The sequence below is a fragment of the Pandoraea anapnoica genome (genome assembly GCF_902459765.1).
Classification (GTDB): Bacteria; Pseudomonadota; Gammaproteobacteria; order Burkholderiales; family Burkholderiaceae; genus Pandoraea; species Pandoraea anapnoica.
Genome location: NZ_CABPSP010000005.1, coordinates 174,407 through 198,698, shown reverse-complemented (window position 1 = coordinate 198,698; position 24,292 = coordinate 174,407). Strand labels below are relative to the sequence as shown.

The 24,292-nt window shown below is 64.5% G+C and carries 25 protein-coding genes; 11 read left to right on the top strand and 14 right to left on the bottom strand.

Features of this window, described 5'->3' with window-relative positions:
- Positions 1-50: 50 nt before the first annotated feature.
- Positions 51-1,109: a flagellar basal body P-ring formation chaperone FlgA gene (flgA, locus tag PAN31117_RS10870; RefSeq protein ID WP_174990912.1), complete on the bottom strand. Its 1,059-nt coding sequence runs from the start codon at positions 1,107-1,109 to the stop codon at positions 51-53.
- 471 nt (positions 1,110-1,580) lie between these two features.
- Between flgA and flgB the strand changes: the two genes are divergently transcribed.
- From flgB to flgL, 11 genes are all read left to right on the top strand, one after another.
- Positions 1,581-2,021: a flagellar basal body rod protein FlgB gene (gene flgB / locus PAN31117_RS10865; protein WP_150578058.1), complete on the top strand. Its 441-nt coding sequence runs from the start codon at positions 1,581-1,583 to the stop codon at positions 2,019-2,021.
- Between the two features lie 5 nt (positions 2,022-2,026).
- Positions 2,027-2,431 (top strand): flagellar basal body rod protein FlgC, encoded by a 405-nt coding sequence (gene flgC, locus PAN31117_RS10860; protein ID WP_039394038.1) that lies wholly within the window; start codon positions 2,027-2,029, stop codon positions 2,429-2,431.
- A 24-nt stretch (positions 2,432-2,455) separates the two neighbouring features.
- Positions 2,456-3,187 carry a flagellar hook assembly protein FlgD gene (gene flgD, locus PAN31117_RS10855; RefSeq protein WP_150738193.1) on the top strand — a complete coding sequence of 244 codons (732 nt, stop codon included), beginning with the start codon at positions 2,456-2,458 and terminating at the stop codon, positions 3,185-3,187.
- A 91-nt stretch (positions 3,188-3,278) separates the two neighbouring features.
- Positions 3,279-4,535, top strand: coding sequence for a flagellar hook protein FlgE (gene flgE / locus PAN31117_RS10850; RefSeq protein WP_150738192.1), 1,257 nt, complete (start codon positions 3,279-3,281; stop codon positions 4,533-4,535).
- A 42-nt stretch (positions 4,536-4,577) separates the two neighbouring features.
- Entirely contained in the window at positions 4,578-5,321 is a 744-nt protein-coding gene (locus PAN31117_RS10845) for a flagellar basal body rod protein FlgF (protein WP_046290182.1), read from the top strand.
- A gap of 54 nt (positions 5,322-5,375) precedes the next feature.
- Complete coding sequence (gene flgG, locus PAN31117_RS10840) at positions 5,376-6,158, top strand: flagellar basal-body rod protein FlgG (RefSeq protein ID WP_039394029.1); 783 nt, start codon at positions 5,376-5,378, stop codon at positions 6,156-6,158.
- 71 nt (positions 6,159-6,229) lie between these two features.
- Positions 6,230-6,952, top strand: a complete 723-nt coding sequence (locus PAN31117_RS10835) for a flagellar basal body L-ring protein FlgH (protein ID WP_217426147.1) — start codon at positions 6,230-6,232, stop codon at positions 6,950-6,952.
- A 104-nt stretch (positions 6,953-7,056) separates the two neighbouring features.
- Complete coding sequence (locus PAN31117_RS10830) at positions 7,057-8,148, top strand: flagellar basal body P-ring protein FlgI (protein ID WP_052253141.1); 1,092 nt, start codon at positions 7,057-7,059, stop codon at positions 8,146-8,148.
- 1 nt (position 8,149) lies between these two features.
- Entirely contained in the window at positions 8,150-9,037 is an 888-nt protein-coding gene (gene flgJ / locus PAN31117_RS10825; protein ID WP_150738190.1) for a flagellar assembly peptidoglycan hydrolase FlgJ, read from the top strand.
- A 132-nt stretch (positions 9,038-9,169) separates the two neighbouring features.
- Positions 9,170-11,158 (top strand): flagellar hook-associated protein FlgK, encoded by a 1,989-nt coding sequence (gene flgK, locus PAN31117_RS10820; protein WP_150738189.1) that lies wholly within the window; start codon positions 9,170-9,172, stop codon positions 11,156-11,158.
- 18 nt (positions 11,159-11,176) lie between these two features.
- Complete coding sequence (flgL, locus tag PAN31117_RS10815; protein ID WP_150738188.1) at positions 11,177-12,412, top strand: flagellar hook-associated protein FlgL; 1,236 nt, start codon at positions 11,177-11,179, stop codon at positions 12,410-12,412.
- A 91-nt stretch (positions 12,413-12,503) separates the two neighbouring features.
- On the opposite strand, the gene fliR is transcribed toward flgL, so the two are convergent.
- The 13 genes from fliR to fliF form a co-directional block, all read right to left on the bottom strand.
- Complete coding sequence (gene fliR, locus PAN31117_RS10810) at positions 12,504-13,295, bottom strand: flagellar biosynthetic protein FliR (RefSeq protein ID WP_150663665.1); 792 nt, start codon at positions 13,293-13,295, stop codon at positions 12,504-12,506.
- 26 nt (positions 13,296-13,321) lie between these two features.
- Positions 13,322-13,591 (bottom strand): flagellar biosynthesis protein FliQ, encoded by a 270-nt coding sequence (fliQ, locus tag PAN31117_RS10805; RefSeq protein ID WP_039394013.1) that lies wholly within the window; start codon positions 13,589-13,591, stop codon positions 13,322-13,324.
- 16 nt (positions 13,592-13,607) lie between these two features.
- Entirely contained in the window at positions 13,608-14,438 is an 831-nt protein-coding gene (fliP, locus tag PAN31117_RS10800) for a flagellar type III secretion system pore protein FliP (protein ID WP_246189028.1), read from the bottom strand.
- Entirely contained in the window at positions 14,438-15,034 is a 597-nt protein-coding gene (fliO, locus tag PAN31117_RS10795; protein WP_246189027.1) for a flagellar biosynthetic protein FliO, read from the bottom strand. The genes fliP and fliO overlap by 1 nt, the downstream gene beginning before the upstream one ends.
- 5 nt (positions 15,035-15,039) lie before the next feature.
- Complete coding sequence (gene fliN, locus PAN31117_RS10790) at positions 15,040-15,480, bottom strand: flagellar motor switch protein FliN (protein WP_039394006.1); 441 nt, start codon at positions 15,478-15,480, stop codon at positions 15,040-15,042.
- Positions 15,480-16,478: a flagellar motor switch protein FliM gene (gene fliM, locus PAN31117_RS10785; protein ID WP_039394002.1), complete on the bottom strand. Its 999-nt coding sequence runs from the start codon at positions 16,476-16,478 to the stop codon at positions 15,480-15,482. Before fliM ends, fliN begins: the two co-directional genes overlap by 1 nt.
- 7 nt (positions 16,479-16,485) lie before the next feature.
- On the bottom strand, positions 16,486-16,920 hold the full coding sequence (fliL, locus tag PAN31117_RS10780; protein ID WP_231965115.1) for a flagellar basal body-associated protein FliL: 435 nt from the start codon (positions 16,918-16,920) through the stop codon (positions 16,486-16,488).
- Positions 16,921-17,225: 305 nt separating this feature from the next.
- Entirely contained in the window at positions 17,226-18,677 is a 1,452-nt protein-coding gene (locus PAN31117_RS10775; RefSeq protein ID WP_150738187.1) for a flagellar hook-length control protein FliK, read from the bottom strand.
- A gap of 19 nt (positions 18,678-18,696) precedes the next feature.
- A complete protein-coding gene (gene fliJ / locus PAN31117_RS10770) occupies positions 18,697-19,149 on the bottom strand; it encodes a flagellar export protein FliJ (protein WP_039401735.1) in 453 nt (150 codons plus the stop codon).
- Positions 19,150-19,161: 12 nt separating this feature from the next.
- Positions 19,162-20,889, bottom strand: a complete 1,728-nt coding sequence (gene fliI, locus PAN31117_RS10765) for a flagellar protein export ATPase FliI (protein ID WP_246189026.1) — start codon at positions 20,887-20,889, stop codon at positions 19,162-19,164.
- The gene (gene fliH, locus PAN31117_RS10760; RefSeq protein ID WP_150738186.1) at positions 20,883-21,542 is read right to left on the bottom strand and encodes a flagellar assembly protein FliH; all 660 of its coding nucleotides are present in this window, start codon (positions 21,540-21,542) and stop codon (positions 20,883-20,885) included. Before fliH ends, fliI begins: the two co-directional genes overlap by 7 nt.
- Before the next feature lie 19 nt (positions 21,543-21,561).
- On the bottom strand, positions 21,562-22,560 hold the full coding sequence (gene fliG, locus PAN31117_RS10755) for a flagellar motor switch protein FliG (protein WP_150663659.1): 999 nt from the start codon (positions 22,558-22,560) through the stop codon (positions 21,562-21,564).
- Positions 22,547-24,244, bottom strand: a complete 1,698-nt coding sequence (gene fliF, locus PAN31117_RS10750) for a flagellar basal-body MS-ring/collar protein FliF (protein ID WP_039393992.1) — start codon at positions 24,242-24,244, stop codon at positions 22,547-22,549. The genes fliG and fliF overlap by 14 nt, the downstream gene beginning before the upstream one ends.
- Positions 24,245-24,292 lie beyond the last annotated feature (48 nt).

Sequence of the window (24,292 nt, the reverse complement as noted above, 5' to 3'; positions counted from 1 at the left end):
GAATACTTAACGTAAGTAAGCGATTACTTCCATCGCTCTCTTCCTGTTTCTTACAGTGCAACTTCGACTTCGACGTTGCCATTTTTTCCGGACTTCACGGTGCCGCTGACGACTTGTCCGGCACGCGTGCGCACCTGCACGGGATCGCCCGCGCTGGCACGTGTGAGCACCTGACCTTCCGTGCTCACTTCAAAACCCGAACCCCGCGAGACCACGCGCACGGTTTGTCCCTGCTGGACGGCAATCGCACTGCGCAGCAGGTCGGAGCGGATCGGCAGCCCCGAGGTAATCCGGTTCACGGCCACCGTACCGACGATCTGACCGGCATCGGTCGCGACCGTGCGCGGCAGCAGCGTGAGATCGCCCTGACGCGGCGACAGATCCGTCGGCCCGATGGTCTCGCCCGGATTGATCTGACGTGCGGCGACGAAATACGTGGCGTTGATGCTCACGCGCGCTTGCAGATACAGCGTCCAAGGACGCTCCCCGGCACATCGCACGCCGACGCTGGTCGTGCCCCAAAGGCGCGCACCCGGCGGCAGGAACGGCTCAAGCGCCGAGCACGCAGGCATGCGGTCCGAGACCGATTCGCCCACGGTGATGTTGACCTGACCAGGCAGGCCGGTGGTCTGCTCACGCAGGAATCGCTCGGCAGTCTGCCGGATCACCTGCGTGTTCTGGAATTGGGATGCCTGGGCTTGCGGCTGAGGTTGCACTGGCGCAGCCGTCGCGACCGGTGCCTGCTGCGTCTGAACGGATGCATTCGCCGTTGCGGTCGCTGGACGCACCATATTTGGCACGTTCGACGCGACACCGCCTGCGGCGGCATTGTTGCCGGGGATGACGATGGCGCTCGGACCGAGCGTGTTGCCAAGATTTTGAGCGGCGGGATCAGTAGCGACGCCGGGGTTCGCACCCGTCGCGGCCTGCGCGGACGTCACGAGTCCGGCCATACCGAGCGTTGCGAGCATCGCGGCCATCAGGCCACGTCGGGCACTCGTAAGTATTTGAAAGTTCAGGGGCATTTTTGCGGACGAGCGCTGGCCGAGCCGCTGCACGTCATACGTGCGCGGGGCATTGGCGAGTCGGTCGCCGAATTTGCCTGCCATGCTCACTCTCCTTGCGGTCGTCGCCCGGCGTACCGACACATCACGACGATGCATCACGATTCCGGTGGCGTACGACGCTGAAACCCTTTCGACCTGCCTGAACAACAACTTTGCGGCTTGCGCGTTGCGAAGCCGACGACACCGGGCAGTGTCCCTGTGCCTGGGGGGCGAACCCCGCCCGATGCCGTCAGGAAGCCATTCTAGAGATGTCGCGTCACAGGGCATGGCTCGAAATGGCGGTCAATCTCCTTCCTATTCGTCCGATTGAATCCCGGGGGGGGCGCATACGATGCGAAGCATGCCAAAAGGTCCCTATTTTTTCCGGACCGGGCAGGACACCCCGTCTGCGCATCGCGCGATGGCCGCCAGTCAGCGCAGCAAACGACTGAGCAGGCCCCGGACGCAGCACGGGCAAGTTTCTTGAGCATTACCCAAGTACCCAGCATCAAGGCAAGCATCGGGCGAGACGAGATCATGGACAAACTGGACGCGGCATTGCGATTCTCCCAGCAGGCGCTGGCTATGCGCGCCTACCGTCAGGAGGTGATCTCGTCGAATATCGCCAACGCGGACACGCCGGGGTACAAGTCGCGCGACGTCGATTTCAATAACGCGTTGAATCAGGCCGTCGAGCGCGGCGCGCAGCAGCAGCTCGCCACCGAGTCGAGCGTGTCGCTCTCGCGCACGTCCTCGCGCCACATCGCCGGGCGCGGTGTGACGACGGCCCCGCCGATGGGCGGCCCGGAGCTGCTCTATCGCGTGCCGTATCAGCAAAGCGTCGACGGCAACACCGTCGAACTCGATGCCGAGCGTGTGAACTTCGCCGACAACGCCGTGCATTATCAGACGGGCCTCACAGTCCTGAGCAGCCAGATCAAGACGATGCTGGCCGCCATCACCAGCCAAGGGTAAGCGCCATGCCACTCATGAGCATCTTCGACGTTGCCGGCTCGGCCATGACTGCACAGTCGCAGCGCATGAACGTGACGGCCAGCAACCTGGCCAACGCCGAATCGGTGACTGGCCCGGACGGCCAGCCGTACCGCGCCAAGCAGGTCGTGTTTCAGGTCAATCCGGTCACGGGCACCGATGTCGGTGGCGTGAAGGTCGCCGGCGTGGTGGAAGACCCGTCGCCGCTCAAGACCGTGTACGACCCGAAGAACCCGGCTGCGAACGCACAGGGCTACGTCACCATGCCCAACGTGAATCCGGTGGAAGAGATGGTCAACATGATTTCCGCCTCCCGCTCGTACCAAGCCAACGTCGAAGCGCTCAACACCGCCAAGACACTCATGCTCAAAACCCTCACGGTCGGCCAGTAAGGGGCCGCGCGGAGACCAGAAGAAATGGCCAGCATCAATACGTCGAACGCCGCGAACTTTTCGCAGAACTTCCTCGACTCGATCAACGGCACTGCCAGCAACAGTTCGAGTTCGAAGTCGTCGGCCGGTAGCGCGGACGATCTGCAAAACAGCTTCCTGAAGTTGCTCGTCGCTCAGATGAACAACCAGGATCCGCTCAACCCGATGGACAACTCGCAGGTCACGTCGCAGCTCGCGCAGATCAGCACGGTCTCGGGCATCACGCAGCTCAACACCACGCTCTCGTCGGTGACCTCGCAATTGAACTCGACCCAGAGCCTGCAAGCCGCAGCGCTGGTCGGCAAGGGCGTGCTGATCCCCGGCACCAACATCGGTGTGGGCAGCACCACGGCCACCGACGGCACCGTCACCAAGACGGCGACGCCGTTCGGTTTCGAACTGCCGAGCGATGCAGACACCGTCAAGATCGAGATCAAGGACAGCACCGGCAAGACGATCCGCACCGTCAACGCGGGCGCTTTGGATGCTGGCGTGCAAGCCCTGACGTGGGACGCCAAGGACGACGCCGGTAACGCGGTGGCAGACGGCAAGTACACCCTGAGCGTGACGGCGACGGCCAACGGCAAGGCCGTGACGCCGACGCTGCTCTCCTACGCGCAGGTGCAAAGCGTTGTCGCCAGCACGACCGGTTCGCCGCTGCTCAACGTGGGCACGGGCTCGAACATCAAGCTCTCCGACGTTCGCGAAATTCTCTGATCCGTAGCTCTGATTCGTAAGCGCTTAACTCTTTTCGAACCGTATTCGTCGCGATACCCGTCGTCGACAACCGAATTTCAGGAGTAACACCATGGCCTTTTCGACCGGATTGAGCGGCCTGAACGCCGCCTCCAAAGACCTGGACGTCATCGGCAACAACGTTGCCAACGCGGCCACCGTCGGCTTCAAGCAGGGTCAGGCGCAGTTCGCCGACATCTACGCCAACTCGCTGTTCGGCGCAGGTAATAACACCGTCGGTATCGGTACGCGTGTGGCCGCCATTGCGCAGCAGTTCACGCAGGGCGACATCACGGTCACGAACCGTCAGCTCGATCTGGCGATCTCCGGCAACGGCTTCTTCCGCGTGTCGAACAACGGCACCATCGCCTACACGCGTAACGGCCAGTTCTCGCTCGACAAGAACGGTTACATCGTCGACTCGAACGGCGATCACCTGACCGGCTATCTGGCCGGCCCGAACGGCATCATCAACAGCGTCTCGCCGGTCGATCTGCAGATCCCGACAGGCGATCTGGCCCCGACGGCCACCCAGAAGATCACGGGTCAGTTCAACCTCGACTCGCGCAGCGCCGTGAACACCACGCCGTTCTCGATCACCGACCCGAATTCGTACACCAACGCCACGTCGCTCAAGGTCTACGACTCGCTGGGCAATTCGCACGACGTCAACCTGTACTTCAAGAAGACGAGTGTCGACACCACGACCAACAACGCCACGTGGACCGTGTACGCCTCAGTCGACGGCACGACGCAAGTCGGCACCGGCCCGATCGGCACGATGACGTTCAACTCGTCGGGCAGCCTTGTCGCGCAAACGGACTCGACCGGCGCGGCCGTGACCGGCCCGATCACGCTGCCGACGATTACCTACGGCAACGGCGCAGCCGCCGGCAACCTCACGCTGAACCTGACCGGCACCACGCAGTTCGGTAACAGCTACACACCGAACACGCTGACGCAGGACGGTTATTCGTCGGGTCGTCTGACCGGCTTCACGTTCAACGCCGACGGCACCATCGTCGGTACGTACTCGAACACGCAATCGATGGTGCTCGGCCAGGTCGCGCTCGCGAACTTCAACAACGTGAACGGCCTGATCCCGCTGGGTAACAACCTCTGGTCGGAATCGGCCGCATCGGGCATCCCCATCGTGGGCGTGCCGGGCGGCACGAACCTCGGCAAGCTGCAGGCCGGCGCAGTCGAAGCGTCGAACGTCGACCTGACGGCCGAACTGGTCCACATGATCACCGCGCAACGCAACTATCAGGCGAACGCGCAGACGATCAAGACGGAAGACCAGTTGATGCAGACGATGGTCAACCTGTAAGCACGGAGCGGCGCGTATGCGTAACTTGCAGGAGGGGCGTCGATGGATCGTCTGATCTATATCGCCATGACCGGCGCAAAGCAGGCGATGGAGCAGCAATCGACCACCGCCAACAATCTGGCGAACGTCTCGACGCCGGGCTTTCGCGCCCAGCTCTCGGCGTTCCGTCAGGCGCCGGTGCGCGGGGCCGACGGCTCGACCGGCACGCGCACGTTCGTGACGACGTCCACGCCGGGCACCGACTTCACGCCCGGTGCCATGCAGCAGACGGGCCGCGCGCTCGACGTGGCCATTCAGGGACAGGGCTGGCTGGCGGTGCGCGACGCGCAGGGCCGCGAAGCCTACACCCGCGGCGGCAACCTCGAAATGACGGCCGATGGCCAGATCACGTTGCATGGCCTGCCGGTCATGACCGATGCCGGTCCGGCCGCCGTGCCGCCGGGCGCTGCCGTGACCGTGGGCACAGACGGCACGATCTCGGCACTGGGGCAGGGCGATCCGCCCAACTCCATCGCCGTGATGGGCCAGTTGAAGCTGGTCAATCCGCCCGAGGGCAACCTCGTGCGTGGTGACGACGGACTGTTTCGCATGGGCAATAACGCACCGGCGCAGGTCGATCCGAATGTCGTGGTGGTCGCGGGCTCGATCGAGACCAGCAACGTCAATCCGGTCAGCGGTCTGGTGAACATGATTTCGCAGTCGCGGGCCTTCGAAATGCAGATGAAGATGCTGCAGACGGCCGACACCAACGAACAATCCGCCAACCAGTTGCTGAACTTCAGCTAACGGACGGCCAGTCGCCAGACGACGCCAGCCACCGTACACGGGGAGAAATATCAAATGATCCGTTCGCTCTACATCGCTGCCACTGGCATGAACGCCCAGCAGACGAACATGGACGTGATTTCGAACAACCTCGCCAACACCAGCACGAACGGCTTCAAGAAAGGCCGCGCGGTGTTCGAGGATCTGCTGTATCAGACGATCCGCCAGCCGGGTGCTCAGTCGTCGCAGCAAACGCTGCTGCCCTCGGGCCTGCAACTGGGCACGGGTGTGCGCCCGGCCGCAACCGAGCGCATCTTCACGCAGGGCAACCTGACGTCGACGGCGAATGCGAAGGACGTGGCCATCAACGGCGACGGCTTCTTCCAGGTGCTGATGCCGGACGGCACGACCGCTTACACGCGCGACGGCTCGTTCCAGGTCGATAACAACGGCCAGCTCGTAACGGCTTCGGGCTACCCGATCCAACCGGCGATCACGATCCCGGCCAACGCGCTGTCGCTGACCATCGCGCGCGACGGTACGGTCTCGGTCACGCAGCCGGGTAATACGGCCAACGTGCAGATCGGTACGTTCCAGCTCGCCACGTTCATCAACAACGCCGGCCTGCAAAGCATGGGTGAGAACCTGTACGCCGAGACGGCCGCCTCGGGCGCGCCGAACGTTGCACAGCCGGGCACCAACGGCGCAGGCGTGCTCAACCAGAACTACGTCGAAACGTCGAACGTGAACGTGGTGGAAGAGCTGGTGAACATGATTTCGGCGCAGCGCGCCTATGAAATCAACTCGAAGGCCGTGACGGCGTCCGATCAGATGTTGCAACGTCTGACGCAGATGTAATCGGGGCCCACTACCGAACCTGCACCGAACGCACACCGAACGTACTCAGCACTTAGGAAATGAACGTCGATATGTCCGCAAGCACGACCGCTTCTCAACGCAAGCCACGCAGCGCGGGCCTCGCTCGGTTCCTCGCGCTCGCGGCCGCCGTGGCGTTGACCGGTCTGGCGGGCTGCGCCTACGTGCCGCAGGAGCCGGTCGTCACCGGACCGACGACCACGCGTCCGCCGCCCCCGCCCGTGTCTGCCGACCCGGAAGGTTCGATCTACCGTCCGCTGTACTCGAACCGGCCGCTGTTTGAAGACCGCCGTCCGCGCAACGTTGGCGACATCCTCACGATCGTCATCAACGAAAACACGGCGGCGAGCAAGAACTCCGCCGCGAACACCACGCGCGCGGGCAGCGGCAATCTGACACTGAACCAGACGCCGGGGGTGATCGGCGGCGTGCTCAATAATCAGGCACTGGACGCGAGCGGCGCGAACAAGTTCGACGCCAAGGGCGCGGCCAACGCCAACAACGTGTTCTCGGGGCAGATCACCGTCACCGTGATGGATGTGCTCTCCAACGGCAACCTCGCGGTCGCCGGGGAGAAGCAGATCGCGATCAACCAGGGCACGGAGTACATCAAGTTTTCGGGCATCGTCAGCCCGCAGACCATTTCGGGCGCGAACACCGTGCCTTCGACGCAGGTGGCCGATGCGCGCATCGAATACCGTGGCAAGGGCTACATCAACGAAGCCGAAACCATGGGCTGGCTGCAGCGCTTCTTCCTTAACGTTTCGCCCTTCTGATGTCGATCATGTCGTTCCTGTCGCGCCGCGCGCCTAACACGGGCTCCTCCGGCCCCATCCGCCACCTCCGTCGCACCACTTCCACGCTGGCCGTGGCAGCGGCGATGAGCGTCGCGGGCGGCGCTGTGCTGCTCGCACCGGGCGTGGCGCACGCCGAGCGTCTCAAGGAACTGGCGTCGATTCAGGGCGTGCGCGACAACCAGCTGATCGGCTACGGCCTCGTGGCCGGTCTCGACAACTCGGGCGACCAGACGACCCAGACGCCGTTCACCGTGCAGAGTATGACCAACATGCTCTCGCAACTGGGCATCACGGTCGCACCGGGCACCAACATGCAGTTGAAGAACGTGGCCGCCGTGATGGTGACGGCCACGCTGCCGGCGTTCACGCGTCCCGGTCAGGCCATCGACGTGGTGGTCTCGTCGATGGGTAACGCCAAGAGTCTGCGCGGCGGCACGCTGCTAATGACCCCGCTCAAGGGGCCGGACGGTCAGGTCTACGCGCTGGCGCAGGGCAACCTGCTGATCGGCGGCGCGGGCGCGGCCGCCAACGGGTCGAGCGTGACCATCAACCAGCTAGCCTCGGGCCGGATTCCGAGCGGCGCCATCGTCGAGCGCGCCGTGCCGACCGCCATGGGCGGTCAGCCGGGCACCGTGCAGATGGAACTGAACGCCACCGATTTCTCGACCGCGCAGCGCGTGGTCGACGCCGTGAACCGTCGCTTCGGCTACGGCACAGCACAGGCGCTCGACGGCCGCGTGATTCTGCTGCGCACGCCGACCGACCCGTCCTCGCGCGTGCAATTCCTCGCGCAGCTCGAAAGCCTGGAAGTGCGCCCGGACAACACGGCCGCACGCGTGATCATCAACGCCCGTACGGGGTCGGTGGTGATGAACCAGAACGTGACGATCCAGCAATGCGCTGTCGCGCACGGCAACCTGTCGGTCGTCATCGACACGCAAAACAATGTGAGCCAGCCGGCGCCGTTCTCGGGCGGTCAGACGGTCGTGGCCCCGAATTCGCAAATCTCCGTTCAACAGGAGAACAACGCGCTCAAGATGGTGAAAGCGGGCGCCAACCTCGCCGACGTCGTCAAGGCGCTGAACTCGCTCGGTGCGAGTCCGGCAGACCTGATGTCGATTCTGCAGGCCATGAAGGCCTCGGGCGCCCTGCGCGCCGACCTGGAGATCATCTGATATGGCCGACAGCAATCGTCTCACGGGGGCTGCGGGCACCAACCTGCCCGACCTGACGCAGCGCGCGTCCTACGAAATGCAGGGCCTTACGGCGCTGCGCGCAGCCGCCCATCAGCAAACGCCGCAGGCCACGCAGCAGGCAGCCAAGCAGTTCGAAGCCGTCTTCACGCAGATGATGGTCAAGAGCATGCGCGACGCCACCATGTCCGGCGGTTTGCTCGGCAGCGACCAGGAAAAGATGTTCAACGGCATGCTGGACGACCAGCTCGCCCAACAACTGGCGTCGAACAAAGGCATCGGGCTGGCCGATCTCATGCTCAAGCAACTGGCCAAGACCGGCACCACGCTGCCGCCGGCGGCCATGGGCCGTCAGCAGCCGTTGGCCGGACGTGCGTATAACTCGGCGGATGCTATCGGTGTGGCGGACAACGCCCCGGCCGCCGCCGGCGAATTCGTCGACCGGATGGCCACGGCCGCCCAGAACGCCAGCGCCAACAGCGGCATTCCGGCGCGCTTCATGCTGAGTCAGGCGGCGCTGGAGTCGGGCTGGGGCAAGCGCGAGATCCGCCGCGCGGACGGCAGCACGAGCCACAACGTGTTCGGCATCAAGGCGGGCAAGAACTGGAATGGCCCGACCGTGGAAGTGGCGACGACCGAGTACGTGAACGGTCAGCCGCGCAAGGTCATGGCCAAGTTCCGTGCCTACGGCTCGTACGACGAGGCTTTCGCCGATTACGCCAAGCTGATTTCGAACAATCCGCGCTATTCGTCGGTCGTGGCGAGCGCCAATGACGCCGCGAGCTTTGCCAACAATCTGCAACGCGCCGGTTACGCGACCGACCCGCAGTACGCCAGCAAGCTCATGAAAGTGATGAAGCACTTCACCTGACGTCACGGGATTCCTCAGATTCAAGCGTGTCCGGGCCTCAATTTTGTCGCCGGACTGCCGTAAACACATCGGTAACGGTGCGCGAGCGGGCTTTTCACCGCGGGGCGTGCCTCTAACTCAAGCCGCGAGATCATGAGCCTAATCAATACTGGCATGAGCGGGCTGAACGCCGCCCAGTTCGCCCTCAGCACCACCGGCAATAACGTCGCCAATGCAGGCACGGCCGGTTACAACCGTCAGATCGTCGACTATTCGCAGGCCGCGAGCCAGTATTCGGGCGCGGGCTACATCGGCACAGGCGTGCTGGTGAACGACGTCTCGCGCGTGTATAGCCAGTTCCTGTCAAACCAGACGAACCAGGCGCAGACTCAGTACAGCCAGCTCAACACGTACTACCAGCAGATCTCGCAGATCAACAACGCGCTGGGCAGCTCGACGACCGGCCTGTCGGCCACTATGTCGCAGTTCTTCACGAACCTGCAGAACATCGTTTCGGCCCCGGCCAACTCGGCAACGCGCGCGACCGTCGTGTCGTCGGCGCAAACGCTGGCCAGCATGTTCCAGTCGCTCTCGGGCACGCTGTCCACGTTGCGCTCCAGCACGAATGCCAGCATTTCCCAGTCGACCGACCAGATCAACGTCTACGCCAAGCAGATCGCGCAACTGAACGACGCCATCGTGCAGGCGCAGGCCAATGGCGGCGGCGCTTCGCCGAACGACCTGCTCGACCAGCGCGATCAGGCAGTCGCCAGCCTGAACGCCATCATCCAGACCAATGTCGTCAAGGCGCAGGACGGGACGTACAACGTCTACGTCGGCAACGGCCAGTCGCTCGTGACGGGCAACTCGGCGTACCAGCTCACGACCATGGCGTCGACCAACGACCCGTCGGAACTGACGATCGCCTACGTGACGCCCAACGGCACCAAGGTGCCGGTGCCGGAATCGTCGATCACGGGCGGCTCGCTCGCCGGTCTTCTGTCGTTCCGTAGCGGCGCGCTGACGCAAGCCCAGAATTCGCTCGGTCAGATCGCCCTGTCGCTCGCGGGCACGATGAACGCGCAGAACCAGCTCGGTCTGGACCTGTACGGCCAGCTCGGCGGCAACCTGTTCACCGTACCGAACCCGACCATCGTCGCCAACACGAAGAACTCGAACGGCGCGGTGCTCAATTCGACGATTACCGACGCTTCGAAGATCACGGCCAGCGACTACAACGTCACGTTCGACGGCACGAACTACACGATGACCCGTTCGTCGGACGGCGCGAAGTGGACGGCCCCGGTGCCGGGCACCCCTGGCGCTCCGCTGGCGTTCACGGACAGCAGCGGCAACGCGTTCAACGACGGTTTCAACGTCACCGTCGGCAACAACGTCGCTGGCGACAGCTTCACGATTCAGCCCACGCGCAATGCCGCTGGCAACATCGGTGTGGCGATCACCGATCCGGGCAAGATCGCCCTGGCCGCGCCGATCCTCGCGTCCACGCCGACGACCAACACCGGTTCGCTCAAGACCGATCAGGGTTCCGTTGACGCGAACTACCTGTCGAACGTGCTGACCGCGCCGGTCTCGTTCACGTTCAGCAAGAACGCCACGACCGGCGCGATCACGCTGGTCGCGCCGTCGCCGATGACTGTGACGGTCAACGGCACGACGACCACGTATGCGGCTGGCGACACCGTGCCGTACGACGCCACCAACGGCGCGAAGATCACGATGAACGGCATGACCGTGAACGTGAGCGGCACCCCGGCCGACGGCGACAAGCTGACGATCTCTCCGAACGCTGCGGGCGCAACAACGGATAACCGTAACGGTCTCGCACTCTCCGCATTGCAGAACGACAAGACCAAGGTCGGCGGCAAGGACAGCTATGCGTCCGCATACGCCAATCTGGTCTCGTACGTCGGCTCGACCACGAACACTTACAAGGCGACGAGCGCTGCGCAGCAAACGCTTCTCACGCAGGCGCAGAGCGCCCAGCAGTCCAATTCCGGCGTCAGCCTCGACGAAGAGGCCGCCAACCTGATCAAGTTCCAGCAGCTCTATCAGGCCAACTCAAAGGTCATCCAGACCGCGTCGCAGCTGTTCGACACGATTCTGCAGATGGTCAACTAAGGCTGAGGAGACGGAAAAATGCGCATCAGCACCAGCATGATTTTCGATCAGGGGTCGTCGGCCATGAGCCGTAACGTCTCCGATCTGCTCAACACGCAGGCACAGCTCTCGTCGGGCAAGCGCGTGACCACGCCGAGCGACGACCCGCTCGCGTCGGCACAGGCCGTGGCTGTGTCGCAAGCCCAGGACATGAACAAGCAGTACGCGACGAACCGTGGTTCGGCGACGACGGCGCTTCAGCTCGAAGACCAGACGTTCGGCAGCATCGTCAACACGCTGCAACACGTGATGTCGCAAGTGATCGCAGCGGGCAGCCCGTCGCTTAACGACAACGATCGCTCGGCCATCGCCACCGATCTGCAATCTAGCTACCAGCAGCTGCTCTCGCTCGCCAATACGACCGACGCGAACGGCCAGTACCTGTTCTCCGGCTTCATGGGCAGTTCGGCCGCCTATGTCGCGACGCCGACGGGTGCCAGCTACGCAGGCGACACTGGTCTTCGTTACGTGCAGGTGAGCAGCGGACGTCAGATTCCGATCAACGACATCGGCTCGAACATCTTCCAGGCGATTCAGCCTGCCACCGCCAGCACGGTGATCAGCGGCAGCCTGTCGAACACCGGCACGGCCACGTTCACGCCGGTCTCGACGACCGATGCCAGCAACGCGGCGGCCAATCACCAGTTCTCGATCAGCTTCGCCATCGATAACACGACCACGCCGCCGACCACGAATTACACGGTCAAGGATCTGACGGACACGACCGCAGCGGATGTGACGGGCGCGTACACGTCGGGCCAACCGATCACGTTCGCAGGCAAGTCGGTGACGTTTACCGGCGCTCCAGCCACGGGCGACACCTACAACGTGAACCCCGCGGGCAAGTCCAGCACGAACGTGTTCGACAATCTGCAGGCGCTCATCAATACGCTCAAGACGCCGATCTCGGCGCAAGGTCAGGCCGGTTCGGCCAACCTGAGCAACGCGCTGACCACGTTCAACCAGATGTTCAGCAACACCTACGACAACGTGACGACGGTGCGCACGACGGTCGGCTCGCGCATGAACGAGATCTCGACGCTCAACGACATCGGCAGCGCCAACGATCTCGCTTACACGTCGCAAATGCAGGATCTGCTGGACGTGGACATCATCTCGGCGACGAGCCAGTTCGCGCAGCAGCAAGCCGCACTGCAAGCGTCGCAGCAGACCTTCATTCAGACGCAAAAGCTCTCGCTGTTCAGCCTGCTCTGATCGCAGAACGCCGAAACGAAACGGGCCACCTTCGGGTGGCCCGTTTTGCTTTGGGCGGCGGAGATTGTCGGGTGTCGGTGGAGCCGAGGCGCTAGGCTTTCGGCACGAACGCGGCGGTGGCGCGCATCATCATGTCGATGCCGATGGACACGAAGTGGTCCATCACCGGTGCGAGGCGCGGCATCATCAATTCGAGCACCACGAGACCGACGCCGAGCGTGAGCGGAAAGCCCACGGCGAAGATGTTCAGTTGCGGTGCGGCGCGGTTCAGAATGCCAAGTGCCAGGTTACAGATCAGCAAAGCGGCGACGAGCGGCAGCGACAACATCAGCGCCAGCGTGAACAATTGCCCGCCGAGCATAGCGAGGTAATGCCAGCCCATGACCGAGATCGGCGTGCCGGAGATCGGCAGCACCGTGAAGCTTTGCACCAGCGTGGCGTACATCACCAGATGCCCGTTCGTCGCCAGAAAGACCAGCATGATCACGACGTTGAGCAGCATGCCGAGCACGGCGGTGCTGCCGTCGGCGTTGGGATTGAGCAGTGTGGCGAAGGACAGGCCCATTTGCAGGCCGACGAAGTCGCCCGCCATGCTCACGGCGGAAAACACGAGCTGCATGCACCAGCCGAGCGCCGCGCCGATCATCATCTGCTGCGCGAGAATCCAGAGACCTTCCCACGAGAACGGCGAGACCGACGGTGCCGGACCGATGACCGGAGCGAGCGTGAGCGCGACGATGCCCGCCAGGCCGATCTTCACGGTGCCGGGCACGCGCGAGTCGCCGAAGATCGGCGCAGTCATGGACAGCGAGAGCAGGCGGACGAACGGAAACAGGAACGTCGCAATGACGCCCGAGAGCTGGTCGTAAGTGAAGCTGATCAAGGCTGGCCGATGCCCGATGCCCCGGCTTACCCGACGAGGCCGGGAATGCCGGTGAGCAACTGGCGCATGTAGTCGACCATCAGGTTTAGCATCCACGGACCTGCGACCACGAGCGTGATGAACACGGCGAGCAGCTTGGGGATGAACGACAGCGTCATTTCGTTGATCTGCGTGGCCGCCTGAAACAGGCTCACGAGCAGACCGGAGACGAGAGCGACGATCAGCAGCGGGGCGGCGAGCAGCAGGCAGACCTGCATGGCCTGATGGGCCAGCGCCATCACGGTTTCCGGAGTCATCTCGTTGGCCTCCCCGCTACGTCGTGAAGCTCTGGGCCAGCGAGCCCAGCAGCAGTTGCCAGCCGTCGACCACCACGAACAGCATCAGCTTGAACGGCAGCGACACGGTGGACGGCGAGACCATCATCATGCCCATGGCCATCAGCACGCTGGCGACGACCAGGTCGATGATCAGGAACGGGATGAAGATCGTGAAGCCGATCTGGAACGCCGTCTTCAGTTCGCTGGTGGCGAAGGCGGGCACGAGAATACGCATCGGCACATCTTCGGGGCCGTTCATCGGCGGTGTCTTGGCGAGCTTGGCGAACAGGGCCAGATCCGCTTCACGCGTCTGCTTGAGCATGAACGAGTGGAAGGGCTTCGCGCCGGTGTCGATAGCCTGTTCGAAGCTGATCTTGTTCGCCGCGAACGGCTGGTAGGCGTTCGTGTAGACCTGATCGAACACAGGCGACATGACGAAGAAGGTCAGGAACAGCGCGAGGCCGATCAGGATCTGGTTCGGCGGCGAGGTCGTCACACCGATGGCATGGCGCAGCAGCGAGAGCACGATGATGATGCGCGTGAAGGCGGTCATCATCAGCAACATCGCGGGCAGAAAGCCCAGCGACGTGAGCAGCAGCATCGTCTGCACGGACAGCGAGTAGGTCTGTCCGCCGCCCGGTGCGGGCGTCGTCGTGAAGGCGGGCAGGGTGGCCTGCGCGAAAGCGGAGACGGGCAGGGTCAGCCCGATCAGGCAAAGCAGGCACGCGAACAAGGCGAGTGCGAGACCCGGCTTCGAACCGGCCGTCGGACGGGAAATACGCGCCGGGCCCGGTGCTTGTCCGGCCAGCAACACGCCGCGTGACATCAGGTGTCCTTTTTCATCGTTTCGCGCAGCTTTTGCGCAAAGGCTTGCGCGGCGCGGTTGGCTTGCGCACCCGGATGGGTGACGGTGGGGGCTGGTGAATCAGCGACGTGATCGGCAACGCGATCGGCGTCGATCACATGAAGGCTGCGGACCTGACCCGGCGCAACGCCGAGCACGACCCAGTCGCCCGCCACTTCCACGACGACGACACGTTCGCGCTGTCCGACGGCCGCGCTGCCCACGATGCGCACGTTGCCGCCGCCGAGCGGGCGTTGCAGCCCGAAGCGCTTCGCGAGCCACGCCAGCCCGAAGAGCAGTGCCAGCACGAGCACGAGGCCGAAGCCCGTCTGCACGATGCCTGCGCCGCCGAGGCTCGGCACGGCCGCCGCTTGCGAAGCGGTGCCTTGAGCGTGAGCCATCGAGACGGGAAGGAGGGCGAGACCTGCAATACCGGCGATGCCCTTGATGGCGGGCAGACCGGTCGGAAGGGAGAGCGGGCGCGCCAGCTTCTGAAGGGCGCGCATCACACGATTCGTGGACGTCGGCCCGGCGGCGCCTGCCGCAGCGCGCCGCACGGGCGTGCCGCGGACTTTCATTGCAATCATCGGTTGAGCTTACGGATGCGTTCGGATGGCGTGATGATATCAGTCAGGCGGATGCCGAACTTGTCGTTCACGACCACCACTTCGCCCTGGGCGATGAGGCAACCGTTGACCAGCACGTCCATCGGCTCGCCGGCCATGCCGTCGAGTTCCACCACGGAGCCCTGTGCGAGTTGCAGCAGGTTCTTGATGGCGATTTTGGTGCGGCCCAGCTCCACGGTCATCTGGACCGGGATGTCGAGGATCAGATCGATGTCGTTGTGCGCGGCACCGGCCGGATTACCGGCGGTCGCAGCGAGCGGCTGGAACACGGGGGCTGCCGCAGGTTGGGGTGCAGCGGCAGGCGCCGGCTCCGAGGCGGTCTGCTCGGCCATGGCACTGGCCCACTCGTCCGCCATGGCCTGGGCGTCTTCACCGGGCGTTTGAGGGGTATCGCTCATCACTCGTTGTCCTTGCTGTAATCGCTGTGCGAATGGTTGATCATCTGGTTCACGCGCAGCGCGTATTGACCATTGAAGACGCCGTAATTGCAGTGCATCACGGGCACGCCGTCGACCTTGGCTTCGAGCACCTCAGGCACGTCGAGCGGAATCACGTCGCCGACGCGCATGTTGAGCAACTGCGAGAGCGTCATGTCGAACTGGGCGAGGTTCGTCACGATTTCCACGTCAGCCGCCTGCACCTGCTGCGAGAGCAGACGCACCCAGCGCTTGTCGACTTCGAGGGTCTCGCCTTGCAGCGGGCTCGAGAGCTGGTCGCGCATCGGCTCGATCATCGAGTACGGCATGCAGATGTGGAATTCGCCGCCCACCGAGCCGAACTCGATGTCGAACGTGGTCGTGACGACGACTTCGTTAGGCGTGGCGACGTTGGCGAACTGCGTATGCATTTCGGCGCGCACGTATTCGAACTCGACCGGGTACACCGGCTTCCACGACGCCCCGTAGTTCTCGAAGACGAGGTCGAGCAGACGCGCGATGATGCGTTGCTCGGTCTGCGTGAAATCGCGACCTTCGACGCGCGTATGGAACCGACCGTCGCCGCCGAACAGGTTGTCCACCACGAGGAACACGAGGTTCGGATCGAACACGAACAGCGCCGTGCCGCGCAGCGGCTTGATGTGGACCAGGTTGAGGTTGGTCGGGACAGGCAGGTTGCGAATGAACTCGCTGTACTTCTGCACGCGCACCGGGCTGACCGAAATTTCGGCGCTGCGGCGCATGAAGTTGAACAGCGCAATGCGGAACAGTCGCGAGAAGCGGTCGTTGATGATTTCGAGCGTGGGCATGCGCCCGCGCACGATGCGCTCTTGCGTCGCGATGTTGTATGGCCGAATGCCGGAATGATCTTCCGACTCCGACCGTTCATCCTGTTCGCCGGTGACACCCTTCAGAAGGGCATCGACTTCTTCCTGCGACAGGAACTCCTCATGCGCCATGAATCACTCACTGAATTACAAACGCGGTGAACAGGACGTCGCCCACGGCTTGCTGCGGCATGTTGGCTGCGAACGGCTGTGCGACCAACGCACGAATTTCGCTTGCCAGACGGCGTTTGCCGTCGATCGTCGCGAGATCCTGCGGCTGCTTCGACGACAGCAACAACAACACTCGGCTACGGACTTCGGGCATATGTTGCGTGATGCGGGCCTGCGTTTCGGCATCTGCCACCTTGAGCGAGAGGCCGATGTGCAGGTAACGCTCGCCGTCTTCGCCCGAGAGATTCACCGTGAACGGATCCATGCCGACAAACACGGGCGGCGGCGGGGGCGGCGGTGCTTTGGCCGCTTCGCTACGTCCGGTCAGCAAATACACGGCCGTTGCCGCGCCGGCCGCTGCCATGAGCGCTACCGCCACGATCAACAGAATCCATTTGCGCATGCCCCCTCCGGAGGGAGCCGCGGCTTGCGTCGGTGCGGGATTTGCCATGTATTCGCCTGCTATTGGGTAGTGATTGTCGGCTAACCCGACAAGGGGTGATCGGCCGAAAAGAAGGGACAATCGCGTCTAACTCGCGTCTTTGTCTTAACGGCAGAAAAACCCGCTTGCTTTAGGGTACTTTGCCGCCACACTGCGGCGCTGCTTCACTCCGTCGCACTTGTGGCGATGGCTGGCAGCCCGCATGGCATGGCGATTTGCGCCGACTTCTGCGCCTGTTGTGGGACCGACGGCAGTCTCAGGAAAACTTACGCGAAGGTGTCAACAAAGCCGTTGCTCGCGCGCACCGGGACGTTCACGGTCGTGGCGATCGGGGCGTCGTCTGCCGTCTGGCCGAAGCCCGGCGTGCCGCGTCCGTTGCCATTGCCGCTACCGTTGCCGCCGCCATTGCCGTTCGCACCCTGCTGCGCGAAGGCCTGCTGCTGCGAGCTGTCGCTGCTCACGGTCGCGTTGCCGAGCGCGATGCCATTGTTGGCAAGGCTGTCGCGCAACTGCGGGAGCGCGGCCTGAACCGCGTCGCGCACGGCGGCGTGTTGCGAGACGAACATGGCCTGCGCCGAGTCGTTGGCCACGTTCAGGACCACGTGCAGCGGACCGAGGTCGGGCGGGTTCAGGCTCAGTTGGGCCGTCTGCGCATGGGCGCTGGAGAGCCACACGACTTGCTGCGAGAGCTGGTTGTTCCAGTCCTGCGTGCCGACACGTGCGTTCAGCGCAAGGGCGGCGGGCAGGTTGGCCTGCGCTTGCAACTGCGGCTGGGCGTCGACGGCCGGGGTGGCGCTTTGGGCGGCTTGCACGGCGGCTTGCGTCGCGGCGGTGGCGGTCTGCGAGGCGGCGTCGCGATTGCCCTGAGCCTGTGCCAGCGCGTCGGCCACGCGTTGTTGTGCCTGCGCATCGGTACCGGCGACCGGCGTGGCGGCCTTCGCGTCCGTCGCGGCGGGCTGGGCGGTCGTTGCCGAGTGTGCGGTAGTGGCGTTCTTCGCCAGCGTGTCGAGCGAGATGCCGCCCGTCGGGCTGGTCGTCGATGCCGCCGGGGTGACGGTGCCCTTGACCGGTGTGCCGGTGTTGGCGGCCGTGGTCACCGGTTTGGCGTCGGCATCGGTGCCTGCTGGCGGCTGGCCGGTCAGTTGTGCGGCGCCGGCGGCTTGCATCGCACCGGCGACGGCGGCCGTGATGGCCGCACCGGTGCCCTGCTTGCCGTCGGTGGCCGTGGCGACTGCGTCGCCCGTCGGCGTTGCCGGGACAGGCGCGGCGGTTTGCAGCGGCGCGTTGTTCATCGCGGCGAGCGCGACAGCCAGTGCTGCGGCGGGATCGCCCGGGGCAGCGGTGGCCGTTTGCGTGTCGTCTTCGTCGTCCTTGCCATCGTCGGCATTCGACGATTTCGAGGGCTTGTTCGAAGCGTTCGTTTGCCCGGTCTGTCCCGACTGTGCCGTTTGACCGGTTTGTCCGGAAGACGTGTTGTCGGTCGACTTGGCGCTGTTCGACGAATCGCTGGATGACGCATTCGTCTGCTTGGTCTGCCCGGCCTGCGCGGCATTGTTGTTCGCGTTGCTGGCCGAGGGCTGGACGGTCTGACGAGTTTGCTGCGAGAGCACCGTGGAGAACGGCAGCACGCCCGCATCGTCGCTGTTCGACGAACCGGCGCGGTTCACGGCTTGCCGGGCAGCACCGGCGGCATCGGTCAGGAAGCTCAGAATCGACATGGTGGGCTCCTCTATTCCTTCAAATTGGCGATTCGGCACGACGGCGCAGACTGCGCGCGGCGTACTCGTCGTTTTCCTTCTGCTCACGACGGGCCACGCGCACAGCGGTGCGGGCTTCTTCGCGCGAGGCGAGCGTGCCGAAGGAGTTCAGGCGGCGTTGCTGTGCCTGCCATTCCCGGCGCGCGACGGTGAGACGCTCTTCCGCTTGCTGGAGCAGCATGGCTTGCTGTCCGATGGCGGTGTCGAGCGTATCGATGAATTGCTGGAAGTTGCGCCAGTCGCATCCCGCCATGCCTTGAATCGTTGCCGTCTGCATGCGCGTGCGGTACTCGTGACGGTACTGACGCAGCGCTTCGAGCTGACGCTCGACTTCGGCGCGTTGCGTCTGACGCTCGCCAAGCAGGCGCGCGGCTTCGTCCACGTCCTTCTGGGCGAGTTCGATGAGCAACTTGAGGGGCAGGGTGGAATTCATGGCCGCCTCCAATTAGTGGAACAGTCCGCGCAACTGCTGCACGGCGTCCGGATAACTGGCCCGCTCGCGCATTCCCTGTTGCAGGAAGCCTTCGAGGCGGGGATACAGCTCGATCGCCTGATCGAGCATCGGGTCGCTGCCCGGGGCGTACGCACCCACGTTGATGAGGTCGCGGTTGCGCTGGTAGCGCGAAAGCATCTGCTTGAAGCGCCGCACCGTATCGAACTGCGCATCGTCGATGAGTGCGGCCATCGCCCGGCTGATCGACTGTTCGATGTCGATGGCGGGGTAGTGACCCGATTCCGCGAGCTGACGCGAGAGCACGATGTGCCCGTCGAGAATGGCTCGGGCCGAGTCGGCGATGGGGTCCTGCTGATCATCGCCTTCGGTCAGCACGGTGTAGAACGCGGTGATGGATCCGCCGCCGTCCGGACCGTTACCGGCACGTTCGACCAGCGCGGGAAGCTTGGCAAACACCGAGGGCGGGTAGCCCTTCGTCGCAGGCGGCTCGCCAATGGCCAGCGCGATCTCGCGCTGCGCCATCGCGTAACGGGTAAGCGAATCCATGATCAGCAGCACATCTTTGCCCTGATCGCGGAAGTACTCGGCCAGCGTAGTGGCATAGGCCGCGCCTTGCAGGCGCAGCAGCGGCGAGACGTCCGCAGGTGCGGCCACGACGACCGAGCGCGCCAGACCGTCCGGCCCGAGAATGTTCTCGATGAAGTCCTTCACTTCGCGTCCGCGTTCGCCGATCAGGCCGACGACGATCACTTCAGCCTGCGTGAAGCGGGCCATCATGCCGAGTAGCACGCTCTTGCCAACGCCCGAACCTGCGAAGAGGCCCATGCGCTGACCGCGTCCCACGGTGAGCAGCGAGTTGATGGCGCGTACGCCGACATCCAGCACCGACTCGATGGGCGCGCGGCCCAGCGGATTGATCGGCACCGACGCGAGCGAGGCGCTGTCGGTCATGCCGAGCGGGCCGAAGTCGTCCAGCGGGCGGCCGGCGGCGTCGACCACACGGCCGAGCAGGGCTTCGCCCACGGGCAGACGTTTGCCGTTGTGACGTTGCGATGGCAGCGGGCCGTCGGCGGCGGGTTCCATCGGGAACACGCGCGCACCGGGCAGCAGTCCGGCGACTTCCGTTTGCGGCATGAGGAACAGGCGGTCGCCACCGAACCCGACGACTTCGGCTTCGGCCGTGGCGGGTTCGCGCGAGGCGTCGTGCACGGGCAACTCGATCAGGCAGCCTGCGCCGACCGGCAACCGCAGGCCGACGGCTTCGAGCACCAGACCGGCGGCGCGCGTGAGGCGACCGCAGCGGCGCGTCGGCTCGACGGCGTGCACGTGCGCGATGCGCTCGCGCAACGTGTTCTGCCAGCGGCGCAGGTGCGCATCACGCGCGAGTTCGCGGGCGTTCAGCGCGTTGTGCGGCTGTTGTGTTGCGGCGGCCGACGTGTTGACGTCTGTCGAAGGCGTTGCTTGGGCTGAGGTGTCGTCGCTGGCTTGCGCGGCAGATTCGCCGTCGGCCTCAGCGTCGTGATCGTCAGCGTGATCTTCGGGCTGCAACGCACCGGCTTGCACCGTGTGCGTGTCGATCTCATCCCACAACCGCACGGAAGGCGTGGTGCTGTCGTTCGCCGGGGCGGGCGTGGACGGCGTCGCCTCGTCATGCAGATTCTCGGTGCTGGGCAGCACCGGCGCATGCGCGGAGAGTGGGGTGAGTTCGGCATTCACCATGGCAGATCCTTGCCCAGTGCGGCCATGACGCGTTGCCAGCGGGTCGCGATGGTGGCGTCGACTTCGCCGCTCGCGGCTTCAGCCTTGCAGCCGCCGCGTTCGATGGCGGGATCGGGGCGCACGGTCCAGCCGGCGGCACGGAGTTCTGCACCGACGTGCGACTCGACGAGTTCGACGTCTTCCGGGTTGAGGAGCAGACGCGGCGAGCCCGTCAGCGGATCGTTGGCCAGCAGATCGCGCACGATCGGCAGCAGCGTTTCCGGGCGAACGGCCAGCGTCTGGTGCAATGCCTGACGCGCGATGTCGAGCGCCAGTCCAAGCAACGGCTCGGCCACTTCACGGTCGATGGCGTTCACGGCGTTGCCGAAGCCATGCGCGATATCCGCGAGTTGCGCGGCGCGCGTGTCGACTTCGTGCTTTCCGTCTGCCTGACCTGCGGCATAACCTTGCGCGTGACCGGCGGCATAGCCTTCGGCGTGACCTGCGGCGCGTGCTTCTTCGCGCCACGCGGCGATCTGTTCGACGAGCGCGGGATCGTCCAGCGGGCTGGGCGGTTGCGGCGGCGGTGGGGCTGGGGGCGGCGGCGGGTCGAACGACGCCATCTCCCAGCGCTGCCAGGCAGAGAGGCGTTCCTTCGGGATGATGGTCGACATGCGCGCGGGCCCCGTTTCGTTACACGTACGCGTCGTCGCCGCGGCCGCCGATCATGATGGCGCCCTGATCGGCCAGGCGCCGCACGACTTGCAGCACCTTCTTCTGTTCCGCTTCGACTTCCGAGACACGCACCGGACCGCGCGATTCCAGATCTTCGCGCAACAGTTCGGCCGCACGGGCCGACATGTTCTTGAAGAATTTCTCGCGCAGCTCGGCCGGCGCGCCCTTGAGCGCGATGATGAGCGACTCGGACTCGATTTCCTTGAGCAGCACCTGAATGCTGCGGTCTTCCACGTCGAGCAGGTTTTCGAACACGAACATCTCTTCGACGATCTTCGCCGCGAGGTCCGAGTCGTAGTTGCGCACGGCTTCGATGACCGACTCTTCGTGCACGCCGCCCAGATAGTTGAGGATTTCCGCCGCAGTGCGCACGCCGCCCATCGGGCTGCGCTTGATGTTTTCGCTGCCCGAGAGCAGTTTGGTCAGCACGTCGTTCAGTTCGCGCAGTGCGGCGGGCTGAATGCCGTCGAGCGTGGCGATACGCAGCACCACGTCGTTACGCAGACGTTCCGTGAAGAGCGCGAGGACTTCCGAGGCCTGATCGCGGTCGAGGTGCACCAGAATCGTCGCAATGATCTGCGGGTGCTCGTGGCGGATCAGTTCGGCCACGGCCGTCGAGTCCATCCACTTCAGCCCTTCGATACCGCTCGTGTCGCCGCCCTGCAGAATGCGTTCGATCAGGCCCGCAGCCTTGTCGTTACCCAGCGCCTTGTTGAGCACCGAGCGAATGTATTCGGACGAATCGAGCGACAGCGCCGAGTGCTGTTCCGCTTCGAGCACGAAGTCCTGCAGCACGTCGGCGATTTGATCGCGCGTGACCTGTCGAAGCTGAGCCATCGCTGCGCCGAGCTTCTGCACTTCACGCGGCGCGAGGTACTTGAAGACCTCCGCCGCTTCATCTTCGCCCAGCGACATCAGGAGGATGGCGCTGCGTTGGAGTCCCTCAGCCGCGCTCATCGCCACCACCCACCCATGCTTTGACTACCGTTGCCACGATCTTCGGATCCTGTCGCGCCACCTGACGCGCGTACTGCAAGTTACGTTCGTAAGCGCTGAGTTCACCGCGCTTGCCGGGTTCGCCGTCGGCGCCTTCGCCTTCACCGCCCTCGGCGCCTGCTGCGCCGCCCGCACCGGCTGCGCCTGCCATCGTCGGCTCGGCCGGCGGCGGCGGGGTCAGGTGCTTGCGGATGGCCGGACGAATCACGCCGAACCACAGATAGAGACCGATCAGACCGATCAGCACCCACTTGCCGACTTGCTTGGCCAGTTCGATGTTCTGACGCTGACGCCACCACGGCAGGTTCGCTTCCGGATCTTCTTCGACCGTGAACGCGCTGTTGACGATGTTGATCGTGTCGCCGCGCTGGCCGGAGAAGCCGATGGCTTCCTTCGACAGATTCTGGATCTGGTCGAGCTGGGCTTGCGTGAGCGCCACCATCGCGGGCTTGCCCTTGGCATCCGTGCCCGGACGGTAGTTCACGACAATCGCCGCCGACAAACGCTTGAGGCCGCCGGTCGCCTGCTGCACGTGACGAATCGTGCGGTCGACTTCGTAATTGGTCGTTGCGTCCTTGCGGTCGCTGCGCGGGCCTTGCGGGGCGCTGGCGGCGCTTGCCGGGTTGGCACCTTGCTGGGCGAACTGCTGTTGTTGTTGCTGCTGCGTGATCGGCGCGGTGGCCTGACCCGGCGGCTGGTTCGACAGTGCGCCCGGCACGCCGCCGGCCGCGTTCGCGCCGATCTGCGAGGCTTCGCTGCTTTGCTGGCTACGAACGGCCTGCTCGCCCGAGTTCGGCTTGTAGTTTTCGGACGTTTGCTCGACCTGATTGAAGTCGACGTCTGCCGTCACTTGCGCATGCACGTTGCCCGGCCCGACGATCGGGTTCAGGATCGCCTCGATGCGGCGTGCGTAGGACTGTTCGAGTTCGCGGACGTACTTGAGCTGGCTGGCGTCCAGACCCAGCGCATTACCGCTTTGAGCGGAGAGCAGATTGCCGTTCTGGTCGAGCACCGTCACGTTCTTGACGGGCAACTCCGGCACGCTCGACGCCACCATGTGCACGATGGCGCTGACTTGCGCGTCGTCGAGCACGCGGCCCGGATAGAGCGTAACCAGCACCGAGGCGCTCGGTTTTTGCTGTTCGCGCACGAACACCGACGGTTTCGGGATGGCGAGGTGCACGCGGGCCGCCGACACGGCGGAGAGCGATTCGACCGAGCGCGCGAGTTCGCCTTCGAGGGCGCGCTGGTAATTGACTTGTTCGGCGAACTGGCTGATACCGAACTTTTGGTTATCCATCAGTTCGAAGCCGACCAGACCGCCCTTGGGCAGACCCTGCGAGGCCAGACGCAGACGGACGTCGTGCACCTGCTCGGACGGCACCAGAATGGCCCCGCCGCCCTCGGCGAACTTGTACGGCACGTTCATCTGCTGGAGCGACGTGATGATGGCCCCGCCGTCACGATCGCTCAGGTTGCTGTACAGCACCTTGTAATCGGGGGCGCGGCTCCACAGGAAGACGGCGATCAGCAATGCGACGATGGCCGCGCCGCCGATGAGCAACGGCAGGCGCTCACGCGAGCGTAGCTGCGCGAGCAGGGGCGGCTTGGCGGCGACGTCAGCCGTCTGGGTGGCGGCGTTCATGCGCGGCTCCACGCCAGGGGCGTTGTGATGACGGTCATCGCGGTGGAA

Bases quoted from the DNA above. Each gene is read 5' to 3' on its own strand.
- flgA (WP_174990912.1), bottom strand. From the start codon at position 1,109: ATGGCAGGCAAATTCGGCGACCGACTCGCCAATGCCCCGCGCACGTAT.
- flgC (WP_039394038.1), top strand. From the start codon at position 2,027: ATGCCACTCATGAGCATCTTCGACGTTGCCGGCTCGGCCATGACTGCA.
- flgD (WP_150738193.1), top strand. From the start codon at position 2,456: ATGGCCAGCATCAATACGTCGAACGCCGCGAACTTTTCGCAGAACTTC.
- flgE (WP_150738192.1), top strand. From the start codon at position 3,279: ATGGCCTTTTCGACCGGATTGAGCGGCCTGAACGCCGCCTCCAAAGAC.
- PAN31117_RS10845 (WP_046290182.1), top strand. From the start codon at position 4,578: ATGGATCGTCTGATCTATATCGCCATGACCGGCGCAAAGCAGGCGATG.
- flgG (WP_039394029.1), top strand. From the start codon at position 5,376: ATGATCCGTTCGCTCTACATCGCTGCCACTGGCATGAACGCCCAGCAG.
- PAN31117_RS10835 (WP_217426147.1), top strand. From the start codon at position 6,230: ATGTCCGCAAGCACGACCGCTTCTCAACGCAAGCCACGCAGCGCGGGC.
- PAN31117_RS10830 (WP_052253141.1), top strand. From the start codon at position 7,057: ATGAGCGTCGCGGGCGGCGCTGTGCTGCTCGCACCGGGCGTGGCGCAC.
- flgJ (WP_150738190.1), top strand. From the start codon at position 8,150: ATGGCCGACAGCAATCGTCTCACGGGGGCTGCGGGCACCAACCTGCCC.
- flgK (WP_150738189.1), top strand. From the start codon at position 9,170: ATGAGCCTAATCAATACTGGCATGAGCGGGCTGAACGCCGCCCAGTTC.
- flgL (WP_150738188.1), top strand. From the start codon at position 11,177: ATGCGCATCAGCACCAGCATGATTTTCGATCAGGGGTCGTCGGCCATG.
- fliQ (WP_039394013.1), bottom strand. From the start codon at position 13,591: ATGACTCCGGAAACCGTGATGGCGCTGGCCCATCAGGCCATGCAGGTC.
- fliP (WP_246189028.1), bottom strand. From the start codon at position 14,438: ATGTCACGCGGCGTGTTGCTGGCCGGACAAGCACCGGGCCCGGCGCGT.
- fliO (WP_246189027.1), bottom strand. From the start codon at position 15,034: ATGAAAGTCCGCGGCACGCCCGTGCGGCGCGCTGCGGCAGGCGCCGCC.
- fliN (WP_039394006.1), bottom strand. From the start codon at position 15,480: ATGAGCGATACCCCTCAAACGCCCGGTGAAGACGCCCAGGCCATGGCG.
- fliM (WP_039394002.1), bottom strand. From the start codon at position 16,478: ATGGCGCATGAGGAGTTCCTGTCGCAGGAAGAAGTCGATGCCCTTCTG.
- fliL (WP_231965115.1), bottom strand. From the start codon at position 16,920: ATGCGCAAATGGATTCTGTTGATCGTGGCGGTAGCGCTCATGGCAGCG.
- PAN31117_RS10775 (WP_150738187.1), bottom strand. From the start codon at position 18,677: ATGTCGATTCTGAGCTTCCTGACCGATGCCGCCGGTGCTGCCCGGCAA.
- fliJ (WP_039401735.1), bottom strand. From the start codon at position 19,149: ATGAATTCCACCCTGCCCCTCAAGTTGCTCATCGAACTCGCCCAGAAG.
- fliI (WP_246189026.1), bottom strand. From the start codon at position 20,889: ATGGTGAATGCCGAACTCACCCCACTCTCCGCGCATGCGCCGGTGCTG.
- fliH (WP_150738186.1), bottom strand. From the start codon at position 21,542: ATGTCGACCATCATCCCGAAGGAACGCCTCTCTGCCTGGCAGCGCTGG.
- fliG (WP_150663659.1), bottom strand. From the start codon at position 22,560: ATGAGCGCGGCTGAGGGACTCCAACGCAGCGCCATCCTCCTGATGTCG.
- fliF (WP_039393992.1), bottom strand. From the start codon at position 24,244: ATGAACGCCGCCACCCAGACGGCTGACGTCGCCGCCAAGCCGCCCCTG.